This window comes from Paenibacillus sp. FSL R5-0470 (genome assembly GCF_037975205.1).
GTDB lineage: Bacteria > Bacillota > Bacilli > Paenibacillales > Paenibacillaceae > Paenibacillus_AQ.
This window is the reverse complement of the sequence record NZ_CP150238.1, coordinates 418,504-438,501: the sequence shown is the minus strand read 5'-3', so window position 1 is coordinate 438,501 and position 19,998 is coordinate 418,504. Positions and strand designations below refer to the sequence as shown.

Here is a 19,998-nt window from a genome sequence, read left to right as displayed (position 1 = left end):
TTACACCGCTTCCTGTTTTTTTCGAATATAAACCGATAGTAACATAAAAACTACCAAATATCCGAGCAAAATCAAGACATTACTCCAATGCGGGGCTGAGCCACGTACAATCTCCCATGCCCCATTTCCATAGTTATAAGAAGGTAACCAATGACCAATCTTCTGCATTAAACGTGGTAAAATCTCAATTGGCATCCACATGCCCCCCGCTACAGCAAGGGCCATATAAATCACGTTACTGACTCCACTAGCCGTATCCACCCGTTTCATAGCACCCACAAGCGTACCAATCGCCAAAAATGGAAGGGAACCGATCAGGATCCAAAACCCACTAAGCACCCATTGACCCGCAGATAAGGAGACACCATTGATTAAATATCCTGCGGCAAAAATACAAATGACCGAAAACAGATGCATCATCGTTTGCCCGAACATTTTTCCGAAGAAATAGACAGAACCCGGTAGCGGGGTAATCCGTATAAAGGTGGTCCAGCCTTGTGTTCGTTCTTGCACTAAACGGATGCCAAGCGTCATGATCGCAGAGCCCATTACACTAAAGGTTGCCATCGACATTAAGTAGTGAGCGCGCCACGTCGGATCATCGTTACCTGTATTAACCACGCGGGTGAAGATGAAATAGAACATAATGGGCATGAGCAATGACCAGAATACGTAATAAGGATTACGGATGATCCTCAGCATCTCGGCTTTACACTGTACAGTAATTAATCTCATCTTTAGATAGCCTCCTCTTGGTTCATGGTCAATTGTTCAAAAGCGTCATCCAAACGTCCCTGATCTATACGAACATCCTTCACGGGAAGTCCAGTAACAAAAATCGCTCGCAGCGCTTCATCCGTATCGTCTGTCGTCACATGAATTCGACCTTCTTTTTCATAACAACCCTCAATAGCGGTTAGTTCCAGCAGGCTCCTGCGTAATTTAGATCGATCACCTATTGGTAAAAAGGACAGCGAGCGCTTCACAATCCGCGATTTAATCTCATCTGGACTTCCGTCTGCAACTAAATGGCCTTTGCTAAACAACAGAATACGATCCGCAATATCTTCAGCTTCCTGTAAGTAATGTGTCGTGAACACAATCGTCTTGCCCTGCTCCGCAAGTCCACGAACCGTATCCCAGAACCGCCGACGGGAAGTAATATCAAGTCCAACCGTAGGTTCATCGAAAAAGATCAGCTCTGGATCACCAGCCAGGGCCAGCGCGAAGCCTAGACTACGCTTTTGACCGCCCGAGAGCTTCTCGGCGTATCTATTCAGATCCGCTGGCGCAAGCCCTGTAGCTTTAATTAGAAACTCCATATCCATCGGCTGTGGATAATAGCTACGGATCAGAGCAATGATCTCCCGAACCTTCAGCCGATCCATCACACTTACCTCTTGCAGCATCGCACCGGTCTTTTCACGTACCATTTTATCTTTTGGTTGTTGTCCAAATATTTCCACTGTACCTTCAGTGGGCTCTAATAACCCCAATAACATTCCCAATGCCGTTGTTTTGCCTGCTCCGTTTGGTCCAAGAATAGCTGTAATCGAACCTTTGGCAATGTTGAAGCTGATATTATCTACTGCTTTCTTATCCTTATATAATTTGCTAACTCCATTCATCTCAATAACACTGTCCATTTCGTAACCCCTCCGATTCCGAATGCGTTTGATCTATTTCAATCATATGGAAAAAGGAGACCTGACATTAGTATGGACTGTCATTTCTTTAAGATGACAACTGTCACCTTCATGCCTCAGGGTACGAAAAAGAGGTTGCCCTACCCGTAGTTTTAACTACGAATAGGGCAACCTCTTTAAGCGAAAATACTAGATTACCTCTTAAAGAATCCTTTTCCGAGAAGGAATTCCTTCATATGCATTCGCGCTGGCTGTGCCAACCGTTCTGCCATAATCACAGACCAAGGTGTATCCTTGGCACCATGAGTCCGCTCACGCATATAGTCTGAAGAGACTTTATCGTAAGTCTTGACCTGCTCCACTGTCGTTTCGGCATTGTAGCGATTACGATGTAGAACAGCGTCTAATGGCAGACGCGGACGCAGGCTTGTGGCTCCATCAGGGTAGCCCACACACATTCCAAATATCGGGTAAACCAGCTCGGGCAGTCCAAGCAGCTCAGAAACCTCCGCAATCCGGTTACGGATTCCACCGATATAAACAATTCCGAGCCCAAGCGATTCCGCAGCTACAGCAGCATTCTGAGCAGCAAGCGCAACATCAACGGTAGCTACAATAAGGTTCTCAGCAGAATCTTCATACGATGTCTCTCCCTGCAAATGAGGTTTTGTCACCTCACGCAACCGATACAGATCCGCGCACCAGACCAAGAAGACTGGGCATTGTTCTATATAAGCCTGATTACCCGATAATCCGGCAAGCTCAGCTTTTATAGCCGGGTCAGTCACTGCAATAACACTATAGGCTTGTACACTGCTGGAAGTCGAAGCCATTTGGCCTGCTTCAATAATAGCTGCAAGCTGCTCTTCACTTACTGGCTTATCCTGATACTTGCGGACAGATGCATGGTTCATTAATAGAGATATTGTCTCGTTGTTTTCTTGCACAGCGGCCACTCCTTACATAGTTAGGTTTCTCTTAAAGCTTTACCCGCTGCAAACGAAGTGCATTCAAGACGACGGACACAGAACTGAATGCCATCGCAGCTCCAGCTAGCCATGGAGCTAGAAATCCGAGTGCAGCAATCGGTATACCTATTGTATTGTATGCAAGTGCCCAGAACAAATTCTGCTTAATATTACTCATCGTTTTACGGCTCATCATAATGGCATCGGGTATGCTCTTCAGATCTCCCCGCATCAGTGTAATATCTGCAGCCTCCATTGCTACATCCGTCCCTGTACCAATCGCCATACCCGTATCTGCAGTAGCCAGTGCAGGAGCATCATTGATGCCATCCCCAACCATAGCTACCTTTGTCCCATTCCGCTGCAGCTTACGAACTTCCTCCGCTTTGCCTTCTGGCAGAACCTCTGCTAACACTTTTCGAATACCTGCTTGCTTCGCAATAGCTTCTGCGGTGATTTTATTGTCACCTGTAATCATAATGACCTCTATGCCCATCGCATGAAGCGCAGCTACAGCTGCTTTTGAGGTTGGTTTAATCGTATCCGCTACAGCGACAATCCCGGCAATCTCATCGCCCACCGCTACAAGCATAGCTGTCTTTCCTGCCTCTTCCAGTCTCTTCATGACTGAGGTCCACTCTGTGATGTCCAATTGATGATCTTCCATCATACGCCGTGTACCCACCCTAACTTGTTGATCGGAGACAACAGCCATAATTCCCCGTCCAGGTACATTATCAAACTGTTCAGCGGTGGGTAAGATCAAACCTCTGTCAGCGGCTCCTGCAACGATAGCTTCCGCAAGCGGATGTTCTGATAATTTCTCGGCTGCCGCAGTTAAAGCTAATAGACGATTCTCTGCACTTTCTTTACCATAAGCGGCAATTCCAGTGGTAGTCACGATATCAGTCAGCATGGGCTTACCATTTGTAACCGTACCTGTCTTATCCAAAACAACGATCTTAATCCCTTGTGCGCCTTCTAAATGCTCACCACCCTTGAACAGAATACCAAGCTCTGCAGCGCGGCCTGATCCCGCCATAATGGAGGTCGGTGTTGCAAGACCTAACGCACATGGACAGGCGATTACGAGCACCGCAATAGCTTTTTCAAGGGCATCGGCAAATTGACCAGGTGCTGCCCAGAAGTACCAGACCAAGAAAGTGATCATCGCAATGCCTACAACAATCGGTACAAAAATACCTGAGATGACATCCGCGATCCGCTGGATCGGCGCTTTGGAGCCTTGGGCCTCCTCCACTACTCTAATGATTTGAGCGAGTGCAGTGTCTCTTCCTACTTTGTTGGCTTTGATTCTTAAGATCCCATTCTTATTTAATGTAGCACCGATAACAGTATCTCCAGGTTTTTTCTCTACAGGAATACTTTCTCCGGTCAACATAGACTCGTCCACAGAAGAGGAACCCTCTACTACCTCACCATCCACCGGCACCTTTGTTCCGGGCTTCACCAATACAATATCACCAGGAATCACTTCATCTGTAGAGATATTCATTTCTTTGCCATCGCGGATCACGAGAGCCGTCTTTGCCTGAAGCCCCATTAAGCTCTTAATGGCGTCAGAGGAACGTCCTTTTGCTAGCGCCTCGAACCATTTACCAACGAGGATGAGCGTGATGAGTACAGCACTCGTCTCATAATACATTTCAATGTCATGATTCATTCCCTTCATACTTAATGAATCAATCGTCAGATAAAGACTGTAGAAATACGCTGCTGATGTCCCCAGTACGACCAACACATCCATATTGGCACTTCCGTTACGAAGTGCTTTATACGCGCCTACGTAGAACTGCCAACCGATGATAAACTGTACGGGGGTCGCCAGAACAAGCTGAAACCAAGGATTCATAAATAACTCCGGTGTTGGAATCCAGCTTGTGAATGAAAAATGACCTGCCATCGCCCATAACAATGGGAAAGAAAGAATAGCAGAAATGATCCACTTCCACTTCTTATGCTGAATATCCTGTACACGACGATCCACATGATCCTTGCGGTCTTCTTTAAGAGTAGCTTTATATCCGATATTGCTTACCTTCTCCATGATCTCTCTTGGACTAATATTACCGGGAGTATATTCTACATGTGCCGTTTCCAGCGCTAAATTCACATTCACTGCTGCGATCCCCGGCGTACGACTCAACACTTTTTCGATCCGCGCCGAGCATGCAGCGCAGGTCATGCCTGATATATCAAAATCCGCGGTCTCTTTGACGGTATCATAACCAAGAGCGCGGATTTTATCTTCAATTTGTGGTAACCCTGATACAGAAGGATCAAATCCGACAGTGGCTTGTTCCAAGGCCAAATTTACATTTGCGCGAGAAACACCCTCCATCCGGGACAAACCTTTCTCAATTCGAGCTGCACAAGCAGAACAGGTCATGCCTGTAATCTGTACGGTCGCTTGCTGTTCATTGGGTGAAGCTGTTATTTTTAACTTATCCATGATTCCAAAGCCTCCTCATACCCCTATAGAGTATGATAATTTCTATAAAAAGAAAAGGCATTGGAGCTTATGGCATTCCCATACAGCTCCAAGCCTTATTACTGTGCTTCAAATTAAACTACATCATACCCTTGCTCTTCAATAGCTTCTTTAATAGTTCCAAGGCTCACCTTGTTCTCATCATACTCAACGGAAACTTTTTTAGCAGCAAGATCAACTTTAGCAGTAGCTCCAAGATTACCTACAGCCTTCTCTACAGAGTTGACACAGTGACCACAAGACATTCCTTCAACGTTTAATGTAGCGTTCGACATTATAATTACCTCCAGTAAATGTTATGAAGCCATGCTCAAGGAGCATTAGCTTATTATTTCATTAATTTGTTAACCGTAATTAGCAGCTCATCGATAACCTCATGTTCACCGGCTTCGATTCGTTCAATAATACAACTCTTCATATGCCCTTCCAGCAGCATCTTACCAACACCGTTTAGTGCCGCTTGAACCGCTGCGAGCTGATTGAGCACATCGTCACAATAAGTATCCCGCTCTATCATACCCTTTATCCCGCGTATCTGGCCTTCAATCCGGTTGAGGCGAGTATTCAAACCATTTTTGAAATCTGTCGAATGATGACTCATTCGTTCTCCAGATGCTGAAGAATGACAGTCAGCTTCACAGGATTTCTCAGTTTGTTCTTGCTTACTAGTAGACATAAGAATCAGCCTCCTTGCCAATAATATAATATACCCCCGTAGGGTATGTCAAGAGGCGTTCTTTATTTCCTATTCCCCAAATCCCATTTTTTCAAGCATAAACGCCTTCGGTGTCCTTATAAGGACGGTAAGCGTTTAAGCGAGAAAAATAAGACATATAGTATTGTGTGAAACTTATACTTCTTATATTTGAAAAAAACTATTGCTACCCTATTCAAATTTGAATATAATAAATTTTGCTTCTAACCTATGAACATTTTTTGAACGGATTTATCACTATTAGAAAAAGGAGCCTGCGAAGCATGCATACTAAAGAAAGTAATCTTAAACTCGTAGTTATCGGCCTGCTGCTCGGTATTCTGATGTCCGCGATGGACAATACCATTGTAGCTTCAGCTATGGGAACCATTGTTTCCGACCTTGGCGGTCTGGACAAAATCGTATGGGTCACTTCGGCCTATATGGTCATGGTAATGGCTGGGACCCCTATCTTCGGCAAGCTCTCGGATATGTATGGACGTAAACGTTTCTTCATGTTCGGACTGATTGTATTCCTGATTGGCTCAGCACTGTGCGGTACTGCAACCAGTATTACACAACTAAGTATTTACCGGGCAATTCAAGGAATCGGCGGCGGTGCACTAATGCCTATCGCCTTCACCATCGTTTTCGACATTTTCCCTCCTGAAAAAAGAGGAAAGCTGACCGGCCTTTTCGGTGCCGTCTTCGGAATCTCCAGTGTACTCGGACCATTATTGGGTGCATATATTACCGACTATGTAGGCTGGCAATGGGTATTCTACATTAACCTGCCGCTCGGAATTATTGCACTTTTTCTGATCGCAACTTCTTACAAAGAATCGATCTCTCACGCTAAACAGCGCATCGACTGGGGCGGAGCCTTCACTCTCGTCGGCGCCATTATCTGCCTAATGTTTGCGCTAGAACTGGGAGGCAATCAATACGCTTGGGATTCTAGTGTCATCCTTGGCTTATTCGCCGGCTTTGCTGTACTCTTGCTGGCATTCATCCTCATTGAGAGAGTGGCGGCTGAACCTGTTATCTCGTTCGCGATGTTCAGTAAACGGTTGTTTGCAACAAGTAGTGTGACAGCCTTGTTCTATGGCTCTGCCTTTATCGTAGCCACCATCTACATTCCTATCTTTGTACAGGGCGTATTTGGCGGCTCCGCTACGAACTCTGGACTGATCCTCATGCCGATGATGATTGGTACGGTCGTGGGCAGTCAGACCGGTGGGCTACTTACAACCAAAACCAGTTTCCGAAACATTATGATCCTATCGGCAGTCTGTTTTGTAGCAGGTGTCTACAGTCTAAGCACTTTATCACCAGATACCTCCCGTCTCATGCTTAATGTATTCATGGCCTTAACTGGATTCGGCGTGGGCTTCTCCTTCTCCGTGCTAAGCATGGCAGCTATCCATAATTTCGATATGCGCCAACGCGGTTCGGCAACTTCAACAAGTACCTTTATGCGCTCGCTTGGGATGACGCTGGGGATTACGATCTTCGGTATTATTCAGCGTAACAACTTCACTAGCAGCATTAGCGAAGCTTTTGGCGGAAGTGAGCAGTCAGCAGCCTTCGGCGATCCACGGGCAGCCCTGACACCTGAAGCAAGAGCCAAGATTCCACCTGAAATTTTAGAGAAAATATCTAGTGCACTGTCCTCTTCAATCGCACATACCTTTATGTGGGCCATGATTCCTGCCGTCCTTGGTTTAGTCTTTGTGCTGCTTATGCCAAAAGACCGCCTCACCATTCCGAGTAAAACTGCTCAGGCGTCCGAGGGTAAAAGGTAACGATTATGTCGATGAAATTGGCTATTCTCGGACTATTGCTTGAACGAAATATGCATCCCTATGAAATTACACTAGTCATGAAAGAGCGCTCCATGGACCGGATTACAAAGCTCCAGCTTGGGTCTCTCTACTATGCTGTCGATAAACTTGCACAAGATGGTTATATCGAAGCTTTAGAAGTGATTAGCAGCAGTGATCGCCCTGACAAAACCATTTACGGTATTACTGAGCAAGGTAAAAATTTATTCGAGCAGTTAATTCTACAGCAAATTAAAAAGAACGAGCCCTTCTATCATCCGATGTATATGGCTCTAGCCATGTCCCGTCATGTTGATCAAAACAAGGTGGAGAAGCTGCTCGAAGAACGTATTCGGGAAACCGAACATCAGGTGAATCTGGCTTATCAGGTATATGAAGAACATATTCCTATTGTTCCTCGTTCCGCCCTTCATCTCATGTACGGCACCTATGAACACACCCTTATTGAACTAAAATGGCTACAACGTCTCTATGATGATGTTGTAGCACGCAAGTTGAATGACATTGGAACACCACTTAATACAGAGTAGAGTCCTTAGGACCTCTACTCTTTTTTTTTCGCTTTTGCAGAGACAATAAATACCACACTAGAATCTAAGCGTGTACAATATGTACGTGTACGCAATCATATTTTCCTAGGAGGAATCACAATGTTGAGAACGCTGCCTTTAAACAAGCGCGGTATACCAGCCAGCCGTATTGCTCTAGGTTGTATGGGATTTGGTGGAGGCTGGGATCATGAACCGATTACCGCCGAGAATGTTAAGCAAGGACATGCAGCCGTCGACGCAGCACTATCTATTGGTATCAATATGTTTGATCACGCAGATATTTATACCCGCGGTAAAGCCGAGAAGGTATTCGGTCAAATCTTTAAAGAACGCCCAGGACTCCGCGAAGAAATCATTATTCAATCGAAGTGCGGTATTAAGCTAATGGAGCCTGGAGACAGCTCTAATGTCTTTGACTTCTCAAGCCAGCATATTCTAAGCAGTGTAGATGGAATATTGTCGCGACTAGGAACGGAATATATTGATATTCTGCTGCTCCATCGGCCTGACCCCCTAATGGATCCAGAGGAAGTAGCTTCTGCTTTGCATCAATTAAAGGCAACAGGTAAAGTTCGTCATTTCGGCGTTTCCAATATGAGCGCAGCGCAGATCAAAATGCTGCAAGCCTATTGCGAGGAACCTTTTATCGTAAACCAGCTACACATGAGCCTAGCCAAGCTCAGCTGGGTCGATGCTGGAATCAGTGTAAACCGTGAACCTTGGAAGGATATTACCTTTCCCGAAGGAACCCTTGAACATTGTCGAATGGAGAACATTCAGCTTCAAGCTTGGGGCCCACTCGCACAAGGCTTATTTAGTGGACGTTCATTAGAGGATCAACCAGAGAATATCGTCCAGACAGCTGCCATGGTTAAACAACTTGCAGATGAAAAAGGAACAACACCCGAAGCCATAGTGCTATCCTGGCTAATGACACATCCGGCAGCTATTCAGCCTGTGATTGGGACTGTGAATCCTCAGCGCATCGCTGCCTGCGCCGATGCGGACAAGCTGGAGCTTACTCGAAAAGAATGGTATGACCTATATGTTAGTTCACGTGGTACTCGCCTTCCCTAACTGAGCCCACAATTAAACTCGCAAGAATTCTTAATAGCCTAATCGTGCCTCTCGCATGATTAGGCTATTTTTAATACATTCCCCTCCTATGCATTGTTCTCTATTGCGAATAAAAATAGATATCAAGCGATAAACCGAGATAAATAGAGATAAATTAACTTTTTTGTTCTTTATAGAGCACAAACGAGACTTATTGACAGTTTTCTTTTCAATTTATTCCATGTATTATTCATTACAGAAGTTGTTCTTAATAAAGAACAACAATAACGAACCAAAGAAACTCAAGACATTGAGGGGAGGTATTCCTCTGAGACCCAGATCAGCAAAAAGAAGACCTAAACGAAAGAAACAAATCGGATTACGTGTTCTGCAATCAGGAATGGCTGTCTCCGTCTTGTTTCTGACTACCTCGCAGCAAGTGGGTAGTACCTATGGTGGTTTTGGAGCTACTACGCAAACCACTAGCACAATTAGCTTTTGCGAAGTATTTCCAAACTCGATCAAGGGGCTTCTAACAGAACTCAAAGATCATATCGAAAGAGCTACTGCTTTAAAAGGATCGCTGCAAAGCTATACCCCTTCAGGCAGTCTCTCAGACGTTTCGGGAATAGAAGGCATGACGCTGGATGAGCTTGATGTCGCAGCGCAAGAGATTTCCACACAAATCTCCGCGCTTCAATCTCAAATCGATGGCGTGAATGAGCAACTGGCCACCAACAGCCAAATTTGGAACGAAATCAATGGTGAGCTGAACGCAGCAGCAGCCGTCCTATTCCAGATTGGAGGATATATGACCTCTCTAGATTCAAACTGTCTAGAAATCAAGGATGAACAATTCTTCAGAGAGCTGCAAAGCAGCCTGAATCAAAGCGGTGTCATCTCTGAATCCCTGAATGCTTCCTTAAAGGGAGTCATCCAATATCTAAACTCCATACACGACATCGGGCTTCCATTTGCTTCGGTAGTGACCAGTGATGTATATGGACAACCCGAGTTACGCAACGAGGCGTTTCAGCAGCCGTTACCTTTCCTGATTCCTTTTAGTCAGCCGGCCAGCAATATCTCTAGCGAACTTACCTCCACTTATGAAAATCTCAATACTGAAATGAATGGTCTTAAAGAATCGGCTACTTCAGGAATCAGCAATCTTCAGAGTCAGCTCCAATTGATCAGTCAAACCCGTGAACAACAGTTGGAAGCACTTGAGAAAGCCCGACTAGAGGCGCTGGAACAAACGAAGAAAGAAGAAGAACGTTTGGCACTGGAGAAAAAAGAAAAGCAAGAAGCTGAGGACAAAGCGAAAGCTGAAGCTGAGGAGAAAGCAAAAACGGAAGTGACTCCACCGAAAGGTGAAGCTACTCCAGAGAACATAAATAATGAACAGCCTGAAGCCCCAGCCACTAACCCGGTCGTTCCGGAAATTGGTGAAGAGCTAACGATTCCAAAAGATGTACCACAGCAAGCGGTTCCTCAGGAGGCGCCAAAAGCGGAAGATACAACCACTTCCCCACCGGTAGCAACACCAGCCCCTTCGGACCCTCAACAAGTTAAAGGTGGCGAATAATATGCGGATTAAAAAAATGATCAACAATACATTATCGAGCATCATGCTTGTGATATTCATTCTGCTGGTGGTAGCCGTAGTTTTATCAAAGGCCTCCGGCGGTGAACCTGCCTTCTTCGGATACCAGATCAAATCGGTACTCTCAGGTTCGATGGAACCAGGGATTCAAACCGGATCGATTGTCGCTTTAAAACCCGGAGGAGATATGAATCGCTTCAAAAAAGGCGATGTGATCACCTTTAGAAATGAAGAAAATCTGCTCATTACTCACCGTGTTGTAGAAGCAACAATGAACAACGCTACTGGTGAAGCCATGTATCGAACGAAAGGCGATAACAATGATGCGCCTGATATGAACCCTACCAGTTCCACGAATGTTGTAGCTGAGTATACCGGGGTCACCGTACCTTATGTAGGTTACGCTATGAATTTCGCAGTTTCCAAAGCTGGAAGTGTTGTGCTCATGATCGTACCAGGCTTGATGCTCCTGCTCTATGCCCTGTATTCATCATGGAAGGCTGTAGCTGCACTCGAAAAGAAAAATGCTGCTATACTTCCCACCTCTCCACCTCCAACTGAAATACAGTAATCCGTTGATTGTCCGCTTCCGCTTACGAACCGGAAGTTACAATATATAACTTTTATAAAAAAACCACAAAAACCGAGGAGGAATTTTAATTATGGGTATCAAAAAAACATTGGGTCTTGGCGTAGCATCAGCAGCACTGGGTTTATCATTGATTGGTGGAGGAACTTTCGCTTACTTTAGCGACACTGCAACAAGTACCTCTACATTCGCAGCGGGTACACTGGATTTGAACTCTGACCCTTCTGTTATCGTTAATCTGGATAAATTGAAACCAGGTGATACTATCAAAAGAGATTTCAAACTTAATAATGATGGGAACATCGATATCGGCTCTATTGTTCTCAAAACAAAATACTCTGTTAATGACGTAGGTGGTAACAACAACGGTGTTGATTTAGGTAAATTTATTAAAGTTAAGTTCCTGCAAAATAAGGACAAGAGCGGTAACATTATTCCGGATATTGTAGTTTATGAAACAACACTAGCTGATTTGCAAAATTCAACACCTGATCTCGTAGAAAAATTGCCGTTCATAGGCAATGAAGCATCCGGTATTAAAGCAGGTACATCTGATAGCTTCACCGTTAAGTTCGAATTTGTGGATGATGGTAAAGATCAGAACATTTTCCAAAAAGATGTGTTGACACTGACTTGGGATTTCTTTGCTAAACAAGCCAGAGGAACTGACTACTAATCTAATAAGTCTTCCATTCGAAGAGCAGCAGATTCTTATTCCGGAAAACGGATAAGTAGATGCTGCTTTTCTCTTTACAATAAACTTTGTCGAATTTAATGATATTTGCTATACTAATAACAAAAATTACGGAGGGGCGTCAGCATAGTGCCACAAAATATGGGCCAACGTATCCAGCATCTCCGCCTAGAAAAGGGATTGTCCCTATCTGAGCTTGCGGACAGAGCGGATGTTGCTAAGTCGTATCTTAGCAATGTGGAGAGAAACATCCAATCCAATCCTTCAATTCAGTTTATCGAAAAGATCGCCGATGCGCTTCAGGTATCCATCCACGCTTTGCTCTATGGAGAACCTAATGATGCTGAGGAGTCACCTTTAGATTCGGAATGGTTCCGATTGGTGCAGGAAGCTATGGCCTCAGGCATAAGCAAACGCGAATTCAAGGAGTTTCTGGACTACCAGAAATGGCGCCTTGATCAGAAGGATTAATATTCCACCTGACCTGATAAGATCCTCTTCTACTCATACTATTAAACATAAGCGCCTTCACCCTCCTAACATGGACCGCGAAGGCGTTTGAATTCTAGCAGAATATAAGGACCAAGTCTGAATCTTATAGATTCTTATATAAAGAAAAAGAGCACAGCGAGTTATCGCTGTGCTCTTTTGATATCTAATGCTCTGAATGTATTACTGCACGGCTTGCACAGTCTTCTCATGAAAGAAGCGACGAATTTCATCTGCCTTTATGCCAGCCTTCTTAGCTGCTAATAATAAATGGACCCACTCTACGTCTAGATCAATGACCTGCTGTTCTCTGTTGCTTCCCTGGTTGGACTTGTCCAAAAAATCTCCTCCTAAGATTTTAGTCCCCAGGCAATCCGGCTGTCATAGTATTTCTACCTTAGACCCGCGACTTTGTGCCCCTGCCTTTCGGCAGGTTTACCTTTTACTGGACCCTTTACACGAAAGGATCTACTTTGAAATATATGAAAATCGCTAACTGCAATAACATTATACTATACTAAAGTGGAAAAGTGTGTCGATTTCTGATTAGTTTTTCCATTAAAAAACAAAAAATAGAAGCGCTTTTGTGCGATATCTTGTCCTATTAACACGATACTCGTCCCATTCATAAAATTAATTAAGCCAATATAATGATACTTCCTTCCCTATTAGTTAAAAATAAGGATATTAGAATCATTTTAGTGGGCCTTAGGAATGGGTAATGAGAAGAAACAGCGTTCTTTTCATTAGAACAAGCTAACCCATACCATTTTGCGAACGTATTGGACGAAAGAATGAATTGATTACACGTGTGGAAAGTAGCACAATAAGATGAGAAATGAAACCGCAATCATCACAGCTCCAGTAAGCGTTGACACAAAATGTCACGTATGGAGTTCATCCGTTAAGGAGGATGTATTCATGGCAGCCAAAGAGCCCTATAACGAATCCATTTGGAGTAAGTATTACGGACCCAATTTAGGCTACATTCAAGAAAGATATGAACAGTTTGTGAAAGATCCTTCCACCGTAGAGAATAATTATCGCGAGCTTTTTACAAATTCGGGTCCCCCGCCCCTAACACCGGATAGCGAACCGGCTCCACAGCCTCGCATTTCGGGAGACACCGAATGGCTTAGAAAGGCAGTAAGAGCTTCCAAGCTAATCGCTAACATTCGTATATATGGCCATATGGCCGCTGATATTGATCCGCTTGAGCGCGATCACAATCCCATGGCTAAATATCTTGAACTCGAAACCTATGAGCTGACTCGTGAAGATCTGCTCGCACTACCTGCCACGCTCATTTGGGAGAATGCGCCGAATGATGTGCATACCGGATGGGATGCAGTTCAGCGTATGCGTCAGGCTTACACCAAGACAATCGCCTATGAATTCGGGCATGTGCATGAAGAACAAGAACTGAAATGGTTGAACAGACAGGCAGAATCCACAAGCTCACCAGCGCCTTTAAATAATGCAGAACGTAAAGAGCTGCTAAACCGCCTGATCCAAGTAGAGCAATTCGAAACCTTCCTCCACAAAACCTTTGTGGGTCAGAAGCGGTTCAGCTTGGAAGGCAATGACGCTCTCGTACCGATGCTGGATGAAATCGTACGCGCTGCTGCGCATGACGGCGCAGAGCATATTCTGATGGGCATGGCGCATCGTGGTCGCCTCAACGTTCTTGCACATATTTTGGGCAAACCTTATGACATTATATTTTCAGAGTTTCATCATTCTCCGAACAAGGAGCTTTTCCCTTCCGAAGGCTCTACAGGCATTAACTATGGCTGGACGGGTGATGTGAAATACCATCTGGGTGCAGATCGCGCTGTCCGTGAAGGAGAAACCGTACGCACAAGAATAACACTAGCGAATAACCCAAGTCACTTGGAATTCGTCAATCCTGTCGTGGAAGGCTTCACTCGTGCTGCTCAAGAAGATCGGAGCACAGCCGGATTGCCGAAGATTGATACCAGTAAAGCTATGGCGGTACTGATGCATGGCGATGCTGCTTTTCCAGGTGAAGGGATTGTTGCAGAAACACTTAATATTGGCAAACTTCAAGGTTATCAGAATGGCGGGACGATCCATATCATTGTTAATAACCGGATCGGCTTTACGACAGAAAGCGAAGACTCCCGTTCAACGCATTATGCGAGTGACATCGCCAAAGGATATGAAATTCCAATTATCCATGTCAATGCTGATGATCCTGAGGCCTGTATATCAGCCGTTCGTTTAGCTAGTGCATATCGCAATCAATTCAAAAAGGATTTCGTTATTGATCTCATCGGCTATCGTCGTCATGGACATAACGAAATGGATGATCCTGAAACTACACAACCTATCGTGTACGGTAAGGTACGCAATCATCCAACCGTTTACAAGGTGTATGCGGAGCGGCTACAGCGTGAAAAAATTCTTACAGCTGAAGATGTACAAAAGATGCACGTTGAAACAGAAGGCGTATTGCAACGTGCGTACGATAGTATGAAGGAAGGCAATCACAAGAAAAAAGAACCAAAGGCCTTCATTCCTCTTCATACAGATCGCTCAGCGGCAGGCACTACAGCCGTACCGATCTCCAGTCTGCAAGAGATTAATCGTGAGCTACTGAGCGTACCTGATGGATTCCAAGTCTATCCGAAACTGGAGCGAATTCTGCAGCGTCGCAAGGACGCACTGAATGAGGGTGAAAAGGTCGACTGGGCACTCGCTGAGTCCCTCGCCTTCGCAACCATCCTGAAGGATGGAACGCCAATTCGACTTAGCGGTCAGGATGCACAGCGCGGGACCTTCGCACACCGCCATCTGGTGCTGCACGACAGTAAGACAGGAGAATTATTCTCTCCGCTTCATCAGCTAAGTAATTCTCGCGCTTCCTTTGGCGTATATAACAGTCCGCTATCTGAAGCTTCTGTGCTAGGCTTTGAGTATGGTTATAATGTGTTCGCACCAGAAACCTTCGTCATCTGGGAAGCACAATATGGCGACTTCGCCAATGCAGGTCAGGTTATATTTGATCAGTTCATTGCCGCTGGACGTGCGAAATGGACGCAGCGCAGCAATCTCGTCGTCATGTTACCGCATGGCTACGAGGGACAGGGACCCGAACATTCCAGTGGTAGATTGGAACGCTTCCTACAGTTATCCGCGGAAGAGAACTGGACCGTTGCTAACTTGACCACTGCTTCTCAATATTTCCATGTCTTGCGGCGCCAAGCTGCTTTATGTGGACAGGAAGACGCTAAACCACTGGTGATTATGACGCCGAAGAGTCTCATTCGTAATCCGCGCAGCACATCTGCCGGAACTGAGCTCGCTTCCGGACAATTCCAGCCTGTGTTAGCTGAGCCCCTGCTAGGCCAGAAGCCAGGTGAGGTCAAACGTCTAGTAGTCTGCAGCGGTAAAGTAGCTATCGACATCCAAACAGAGCTAGAAGCTGCTTCAGACAAAGATTGGTCATGGCTGCATGTACTGCGCTTAGAGCAACTCTATCCGTTCCCAGAACATGAACTGAGTGCTCACTTAAGCTCCTTCACATCCCTTCAGGAAATTGTCTGGGTGCAAGAAGAGCCGAAGAATATGGGCGGATGGAGTTATACCGAACCTCGGTTACGTGCCATCGCACCGCAAAACACTAGCGTGAGATATATCGGACGTCCTGAACGTTCCAGTCCTGCGAGTGGTTATGCAGATGTTCATAGCTTTGAACAGCGTAGAATTGTTTCAGAGGCCCTAAAAGCAAATTCACAAGTACAAACAGCTGTACCGTCCTCTTAAGAGGACGGTATCACAATAGCGTAAACCATTATGTTTGGGGAGGTAACGGCCTGTGTCAGAAATCTTAGTACCCGATCTGGGAGAATCTATATCCGAAGGAACCATCTACAAATGGCTGGTTAAAGAAGGCGACACGGTAGGTCAAGGTGATGTGCTTGCTGAGTTAGAGACGGATAAAGTGAATTTGGAAATTAGTGCGGAGGTGGAGGGTGTCATCTCCTCCATCCTACGTCAAGCGGGCGAGAACGTAGCAGTTGGCGAAGCCATCGGCATCATTGGAGCCGCTAGCGGTAGTACATCGCAGGCCGCTGAGAGCAAAGCGCCTGAAGCGGCACCGGCAAGCGGCAGCGCAGCAGCCGCACCTGTAGCAGCGCCCGAAGTCGCTGTAGCGGGTGGCGAAAGCCCCGCTGCATTGGCATCGCCGGGCGCACGCAAGCTGGCACGGGAGCGCGGCATCGACCTCGGCGATGTTAGCGCCCGTGATCCTATCGGCCGGATTGGTCAGGCCGATGTGTCGGGTCATGGTGCAGCAGCGTCACAGGCCGCTGCACCGGTAGCTCCGGCGGCACAAGCCAAGCCGGAGCCAGCGAAGCCGGCAGCGAGCAAAGCCGCGCCGGAGGATGGCAAGAACGTGGAGCGCAAGCGCATGTCGCGCAGACGGCTCACGATTGCCAGCCGCTTGGTAGAAGCGCAGCAGACCGCAGCCATGCTGACCACCTTCAACGAGGTGGACATGACAGCGATCCTCGACATCCGCAAGCGCCGCAAGGATGCTTTTAAAGAGAAGCATGAAGTAGGACTAGGCTTCATGTCCTTCTTCACCAAAGCCGTGATCGGTGCGCTGAAGACCTACCCTCTGCTGAACGCAGAAATTGACGGTGAAGATCTGGTCGTTAAGAAATTCTACGATATCGGTATTGCCGTTGCAGCTAAGGAAGGTCTGGTGGTTCCGGTTGTCCGTGACGCAGATCGCCTCAGTTTCCCGGAAATCGAACGTCAGATTGGCGAACTCGCTTCCAAGGCACGCGCTAATACACTTAGTCTCTCCGAGCTTCAAGGCGGTACGTTCACTATCACCAACGGCGGTGTATTCGGTTCCCTATTATCCACCCCGATTCTGAATACCCCTCAAGTAGGTATTCTAGGGATGCATAAGATTCAATTGCGTCCAATTGCGCTGGACGAAGAAAGAACCGTTAACCGTCCAATGATGTATATCGCCCTTTCCTACGATCACCGGATCGTTGACGGCTCTGAAGCGGTTAGCTTCCTCGTCAAAGTGAAGGAATTGCTGGAAGATCCAGAAGCACTGCTGCTGGAAGGCTAACCCTGATCGATCTTCCGACTTAAGAATATAAAGAAGGTATCCCTAAAGCTTCGCATTAGGGATACCTTCTTTTATATTTGAATCAACTTTTGAGATGAAGTATTTCATAAGTACAAGGTGAATCATGAATCCCTAGGATAAAAAGTCCGGCGTTGTCGGGAATGCTTCCTACCTTGCATATGATCTAACTGTATTTTATACACTTATTTATTTCTGATCTCCCATATCCTCTTCCTTAATTGCATTCTCTACAACTAAAATCCGTAAAAACGTTTATTTCCACTAATTTAACCAGTAATAGCTGTATTATATACAACTACAGGGCTTATATAAAGGTATTAGTTAACTTTAATTGTATATAGTACAACTAACTTAGCGCATGCAACTACAAGACTATAAGAATCTACTTCAACAGCTCCCCAGCCAACTGTAAAAATTGCTCCTTACTCAAAATCTTATCTCCGTAGCTGCTGAGTGTATAATACGCATCCTGCTTCTCGTTATACCAATTCAGATAATCGTAGCTTACCTCTTCCTTCACTACTTTGTTATAGATCACTTCTGTGCCAGCCACTATAATCTTATCCGCTTGATTCTCAGGTTCTTGCTCCACGAACACTTTCCCGCCATGCATGATCGTGGCAGAGATACCTATAAAAGCATTATTCTTCGAATAAATTGCACTGATCCAGCCTGGTTCCGACCAAGGTATAGCCTTCATAAATAAATTACTACTTCCCTTATCTTTGTTTGCTTGGGCAGTAAGATCTTGTAACGTCTCCTGATATAGAGAACTGTTCTTCTCCGCATCCGTAGTCGGATGATTAGGGTTTATAACCCCATATTCAAAAGCATACCCTGCTGCCAATGCAGGAAGCATCGGCGCCCCTGTCCGCTTGATTTCCTTCAAGAAATCAGAATATCCGCCTATCCGCTGCTCTTTATACTTAAAAGACAATTCTGTTGCCAAGCCTGCTGCGCCTGCATTATTGTTCACAAGATAGGCGATCAATTCTCCCGGTTTAGCGAAAGCATCTACTTTCTGTGCATACTTATCATAGGAAGCTACTCCTGCAGATTCATTCGGCGCAACATGCTGAACCTTTACTACGCCTTCACTATTGCGGATCTGTATATATTCCGATGCAGCATACGCTGTCACTGAGATCATCAGGAACAAAGCTAACATACTGGCCACTGCCGTTGTTTTATTCATCGTCTTCAGCGAGAGCGAGAATGATCGCTTTCGATCTGATATGCCACGGATATGTCCCATAACCCTCTCTTCTACATCGATCTCACCCAGAAGTTCATTCCCGGCTGAGGCATAAATTATATTTTGGTATTCATCGCTGATTGTGGTTCGTTCCATCTGATCTCCTCCTCCAATTTCATAGCTTCCTGTACCTTCCGCTTGATCCGGTTCATTCTCTTCGTCAGTGCATTGGGACTGACCCCAAGAATTTCGCTTATCTCCGCATAAGTTTTTTCCTCGAACACCCGCAGAATAAGCATATTCCTCTCTTCCAGCGACAACTGTGCTAAAGCAGCTGACAATGAGGGATTAAACAACCGTTCATCCAGCTCTTGTTCAGGACTTGCAGACATAAAATCAGGCTTGAAGATACTCATGACTCGCTTTTGCAAACGCCGTCTGCGCAGCAGGTTTAAGCAATGATGATACGCGATTCGATAGAGCCATGCCGAGAAATGCATCTGCGGCTTGTATTGATGGATAGATTGATAGCCTTTTACCAAAACATCCTGAACTGCGTCCTCCGCATCCTGCTTGTTTTCTAACAAACGATAGCAATAGCGGTAGATTGGCGTTTGGAAAGCTCTAACAATAAAAGCATACCGTTCGATATTGCCCTTTTGAATACTAATGATTAACTCTTCCAGCTCCTTTAGGTCTAGCGAATCCTGTGGCGATGTAAGCACCTCCTTAACCTTTATATCTTCTATAACACTTGGGCAGCGAAAAAAGTGCCTATGTAAACCGAACTATTCTCCCAAATTCACTCCAATTATACACATGTAGAGGCTAATAAGAGCTATACAGTCCGTAACCCTAGCAGAATGAGCCAAAAATCAATAGTAGCTGCAATACGGACCGTGTTTCTGTAATATTCTCCAATGAGTAATTCATTCTGAATTCAGATCACCTTAGTTTTTTTGTTTCACATGCTCCACGGACTACTGCCCGCCAATAGAAAAAAGACGTACAACTGTTGTC

Annotated in this window: 18 protein-coding genes and 1 riboswitch; of the genes, 9 read left to right on the top strand and 9 right to left on the bottom strand. The window is 45.5% G+C overall.

The window, feature by feature from the left end; translation table 11 throughout:
• The 6 genes from MKY99_RS01930 to MKY99_RS01905 all read right to left on the bottom strand — a co-directional run bounded on the left by MKY99_RS01930 (nt 1) and on the right by MKY99_RS01905 (nt 5,727).
• Nucleotides 1–735, bottom strand: a complete 735-nt coding sequence (locus tag MKY99_RS01930; RefSeq protein WP_339268353.1) for an ABC transporter permease — start codon at nt 733–735, stop codon at nt 1–3.
• Nucleotides 736–737: 2 nt separating this feature from the next.
• Entirely contained in the window at nt 738–1,646 is a 909-nt protein-coding gene (locus MKY99_RS01925; protein WP_339268351.1) for an ABC transporter ATP-binding protein, read from the bottom strand.
• 194 nt (nt 1,647–1,840) lie between these two features.
• Nucleotides 1,841–2,593, bottom strand: a complete 753-nt coding sequence (gene nfsA, locus MKY99_RS01920) for an oxygen-insensitive NADPH nitroreductase (RefSeq protein ID WP_339268349.1) — start codon at nt 2,591–2,593, stop codon at nt 1,841–1,843.
• 31 nt (nt 2,594–2,624) lie between these two features.
• Nucleotides 2,625–5,087 (bottom strand): heavy metal translocating P-type ATPase, encoded by a 2,463-nt coding sequence (locus MKY99_RS01915; RefSeq protein WP_339268347.1) that lies wholly within the window; start codon nt 5,085–5,087, stop codon nt 2,625–2,627.
• Between the two features lie 113 nt (nt 5,088–5,200).
• Nucleotides 5,201–5,401, bottom strand: a complete 201-nt coding sequence (gene copZ, locus MKY99_RS01910; RefSeq protein WP_339268345.1) for a copper chaperone CopZ — start codon at nt 5,399–5,401, stop codon at nt 5,201–5,203.
• 53 nt (nt 5,402–5,454) lie between these two features.
• Complete coding sequence (locus tag MKY99_RS01905) at nt 5,455–5,727, bottom strand: metal-sensitive transcriptional regulator (RefSeq protein WP_231573462.1); 273 nt, start codon at nt 5,725–5,727, stop codon at nt 5,455–5,457.
• Nucleotides 5,728–6,104: 377 nt separating this feature from the next.
• Between MKY99_RS01905 and MKY99_RS01900 the strand changes: the two genes are divergently transcribed.
• The 7 genes from MKY99_RS01900 (at nt 6,105) to MKY99_RS01870 (ending at nt 12,628) form a co-directional block, all read left to right on the top strand.
• Nucleotides 6,105–7,625: an MDR family MFS transporter gene (locus MKY99_RS01900; protein WP_042184296.1), complete on the top strand. Its 1,521-nt coding sequence runs from the start codon at nt 6,105–6,107 to the stop codon at nt 7,623–7,625.
• Nucleotides 7,626–7,630: 5 nt separating this feature from the next.
• A complete protein-coding gene (locus MKY99_RS01895) occupies nt 7,631–8,194 on the top strand; it encodes a PadR family transcriptional regulator (RefSeq protein ID WP_042184294.1) in 564 nt (187 codons plus the stop codon).
• A 120-nt stretch (nt 8,195–8,314) separates the two neighbouring features.
• Nucleotides 8,315–9,292 carry an aldo/keto reductase gene (locus MKY99_RS01890; RefSeq protein WP_262495643.1) on the top strand — a complete coding sequence of 326 codons (978 nt, stop codon included), beginning with the start codon at nt 8,315–8,317 and terminating at the stop codon, nt 9,290–9,292.
• A gap of 220 nt (nt 9,293–9,512) precedes the next feature.
• Nucleotides 9,513–10,856 carry a hypothetical protein gene (locus tag MKY99_RS01885; RefSeq protein WP_339268343.1) on the top strand — a complete coding sequence of 448 codons (1,344 nt, stop codon included), beginning with the start codon at nt 9,513–9,515 and terminating at the stop codon, nt 10,854–10,856.
• 1 nt (nt 10,857) lies between these two features.
• Nucleotides 10,858–11,445 carry a signal peptidase I gene (locus MKY99_RS01880; RefSeq protein WP_076285139.1) on the top strand — a complete coding sequence of 196 codons (588 nt, stop codon included), beginning with the start codon at nt 10,858–10,860 and terminating at the stop codon, nt 11,443–11,445.
• Nucleotides 11,446–11,536: 91 nt separating this feature from the next.
• A complete protein-coding gene (locus tag MKY99_RS01875; RefSeq protein ID WP_339268342.1) occupies nt 11,537–12,139 on the top strand; it encodes a TasA family protein in 603 nt (200 codons plus the stop codon).
• 159 nt (nt 12,140–12,298) lie between these two features.
• On the top strand, nt 12,299–12,628 hold the full coding sequence (locus MKY99_RS01870) for a helix-turn-helix domain-containing protein (protein ID WP_042131791.1): 330 nt from the start codon (nt 12,299–12,301) through the stop codon (nt 12,626–12,628).
• A 201-nt stretch (nt 12,629–12,829) separates the two neighbouring features.
• Here MKY99_RS01870 and MKY99_RS01865 read toward each other — a convergent pair whose 3' ends face one another.
• A complete protein-coding gene (locus MKY99_RS01865; protein ID WP_231573373.1) occupies nt 12,830–12,985 on the bottom strand; it encodes an anti-repressor SinI family protein in 156 nt (51 codons plus the stop codon).
• Between the two features lie 26 nt (nt 12,986–13,011).
• Nucleotides 13,012–13,096, bottom strand: a riboswitch (cyclic di-GMP riboswitch).
• Between the two features lie 471 nt (nt 13,097–13,567).
• Here MKY99_RS01865 and MKY99_RS01860 point away from each other — a divergent pair.
• Entirely contained in the window at nt 13,568–16,435 is a 2,868-nt protein-coding gene (locus tag MKY99_RS01860; RefSeq protein ID WP_042184285.1) for a 2-oxoglutarate dehydrogenase E1 component, read from the top strand.
• Nucleotides 16,436–16,487: 52 nt separating this feature from the next.
• On the top strand, nt 16,488–17,762 hold the full coding sequence (odhB, locus tag MKY99_RS01855) for a 2-oxoglutarate dehydrogenase complex dihydrolipoyllysine-residue succinyltransferase (RefSeq protein ID WP_339268340.1): 1,275 nt from the start codon (nt 16,488–16,490) through the stop codon (nt 17,760–17,762).
• A gap of 403 nt (nt 17,763–18,165) precedes the next feature.
• On the opposite strand, the gene MKY99_RS01850 is transcribed toward odhB, so the two are convergent.
• Both MKY99_RS01850 and MKY99_RS01845 read right to left on the bottom strand, forming a co-directional pair.
• Entirely contained in the window at nt 18,166–19,134 is a 969-nt protein-coding gene (locus MKY99_RS01850) for a hypothetical protein (RefSeq protein WP_339268338.1), read from the bottom strand.
• Nucleotides 19,095–19,703, bottom strand: coding sequence for an RNA polymerase sigma factor (locus MKY99_RS01845; protein WP_339268336.1), 609 nt, complete (start codon nt 19,701–19,703; stop codon nt 19,095–19,097). Before MKY99_RS01845 ends, MKY99_RS01850 begins: the two co-directional genes overlap by 40 nt.
• Nucleotides 19,704–19,998 lie beyond the last annotated feature (295 nt).

What these genes read in the sequence shown, in the direction of transcription:
- MKY99_RS01930 (WP_339268353.1), bottom strand. Translation starts at nt 735, where the DNA reads ATGAGATTAATTACTGTACAGTGTAAAGCCGAGATGCTGAGGATCATC.
- MKY99_RS01925 (WP_339268351.1), bottom strand. Translation starts at nt 1,646, where the DNA reads ATGGACAGTGTTATTGAGATGAATGGAGTTAGCAAATTATATAAGGAT.
- MKY99_RS01915 (WP_339268347.1), bottom strand. Translation starts at nt 5,087, where the DNA reads ATGGATAAGTTAAAAATAACAGCTTCACCCAATGAACAGCAAGCGACC.
- copZ (WP_339268345.1), bottom strand. Translation starts at nt 5,401, where the DNA reads ATGTCGAACGCTACATTAAACGTTGAAGGAATGTCTTGTGGTCACTGT.
- MKY99_RS01905 (WP_231573462.1), bottom strand. Translation starts at nt 5,727, where the DNA reads ATGAGTCATCATTCGACAGATTTCAAAAATGGTTTGAATACTCGCCTC.
- MKY99_RS01900 (WP_042184296.1), top strand. Translation starts at nt 6,105, where the DNA reads ATGCATACTAAAGAAAGTAATCTTAAACTCGTAGTTATCGGCCTGCTG.
- MKY99_RS01895 (WP_042184294.1), top strand. Translation starts at nt 7,631, where the DNA reads ATGTCGATGAAATTGGCTATTCTCGGACTATTGCTTGAACGAAATATG.
- MKY99_RS01890 (WP_262495643.1), top strand. Translation starts at nt 8,315, where the DNA reads ATGTTGAGAACGCTGCCTTTAAACAAGCGCGGTATACCAGCCAGCCGT.
- MKY99_RS01885 (WP_339268343.1), top strand. Translation starts at nt 9,513, where the DNA reads ATGTATTATTCATTACAGAAGTTGTTCTTAATAAAGAACAACAATAAC.
- MKY99_RS01880 (WP_076285139.1), top strand. Translation starts at nt 10,858, where the DNA reads ATGCGGATTAAAAAAATGATCAACAATACATTATCGAGCATCATGCTT.
- MKY99_RS01875 (WP_339268342.1), top strand. Translation starts at nt 11,537, where the DNA reads ATGGGTATCAAAAAAACATTGGGTCTTGGCGTAGCATCAGCAGCACTG.
- MKY99_RS01870 (WP_042131791.1), top strand. Translation starts at nt 12,299, where the DNA reads ATGGGCCAACGTATCCAGCATCTCCGCCTAGAAAAGGGATTGTCCCTA.
- MKY99_RS01860 (WP_042184285.1), top strand. Translation starts at nt 13,568, where the DNA reads ATGGCAGCCAAAGAGCCCTATAACGAATCCATTTGGAGTAAGTATTAC.
- MKY99_RS01850 (WP_339268338.1), bottom strand. Translation starts at nt 19,134, where the DNA reads ATGGAACGAACCACAATCAGCGATGAATACCAAAATATAATTTATGCC.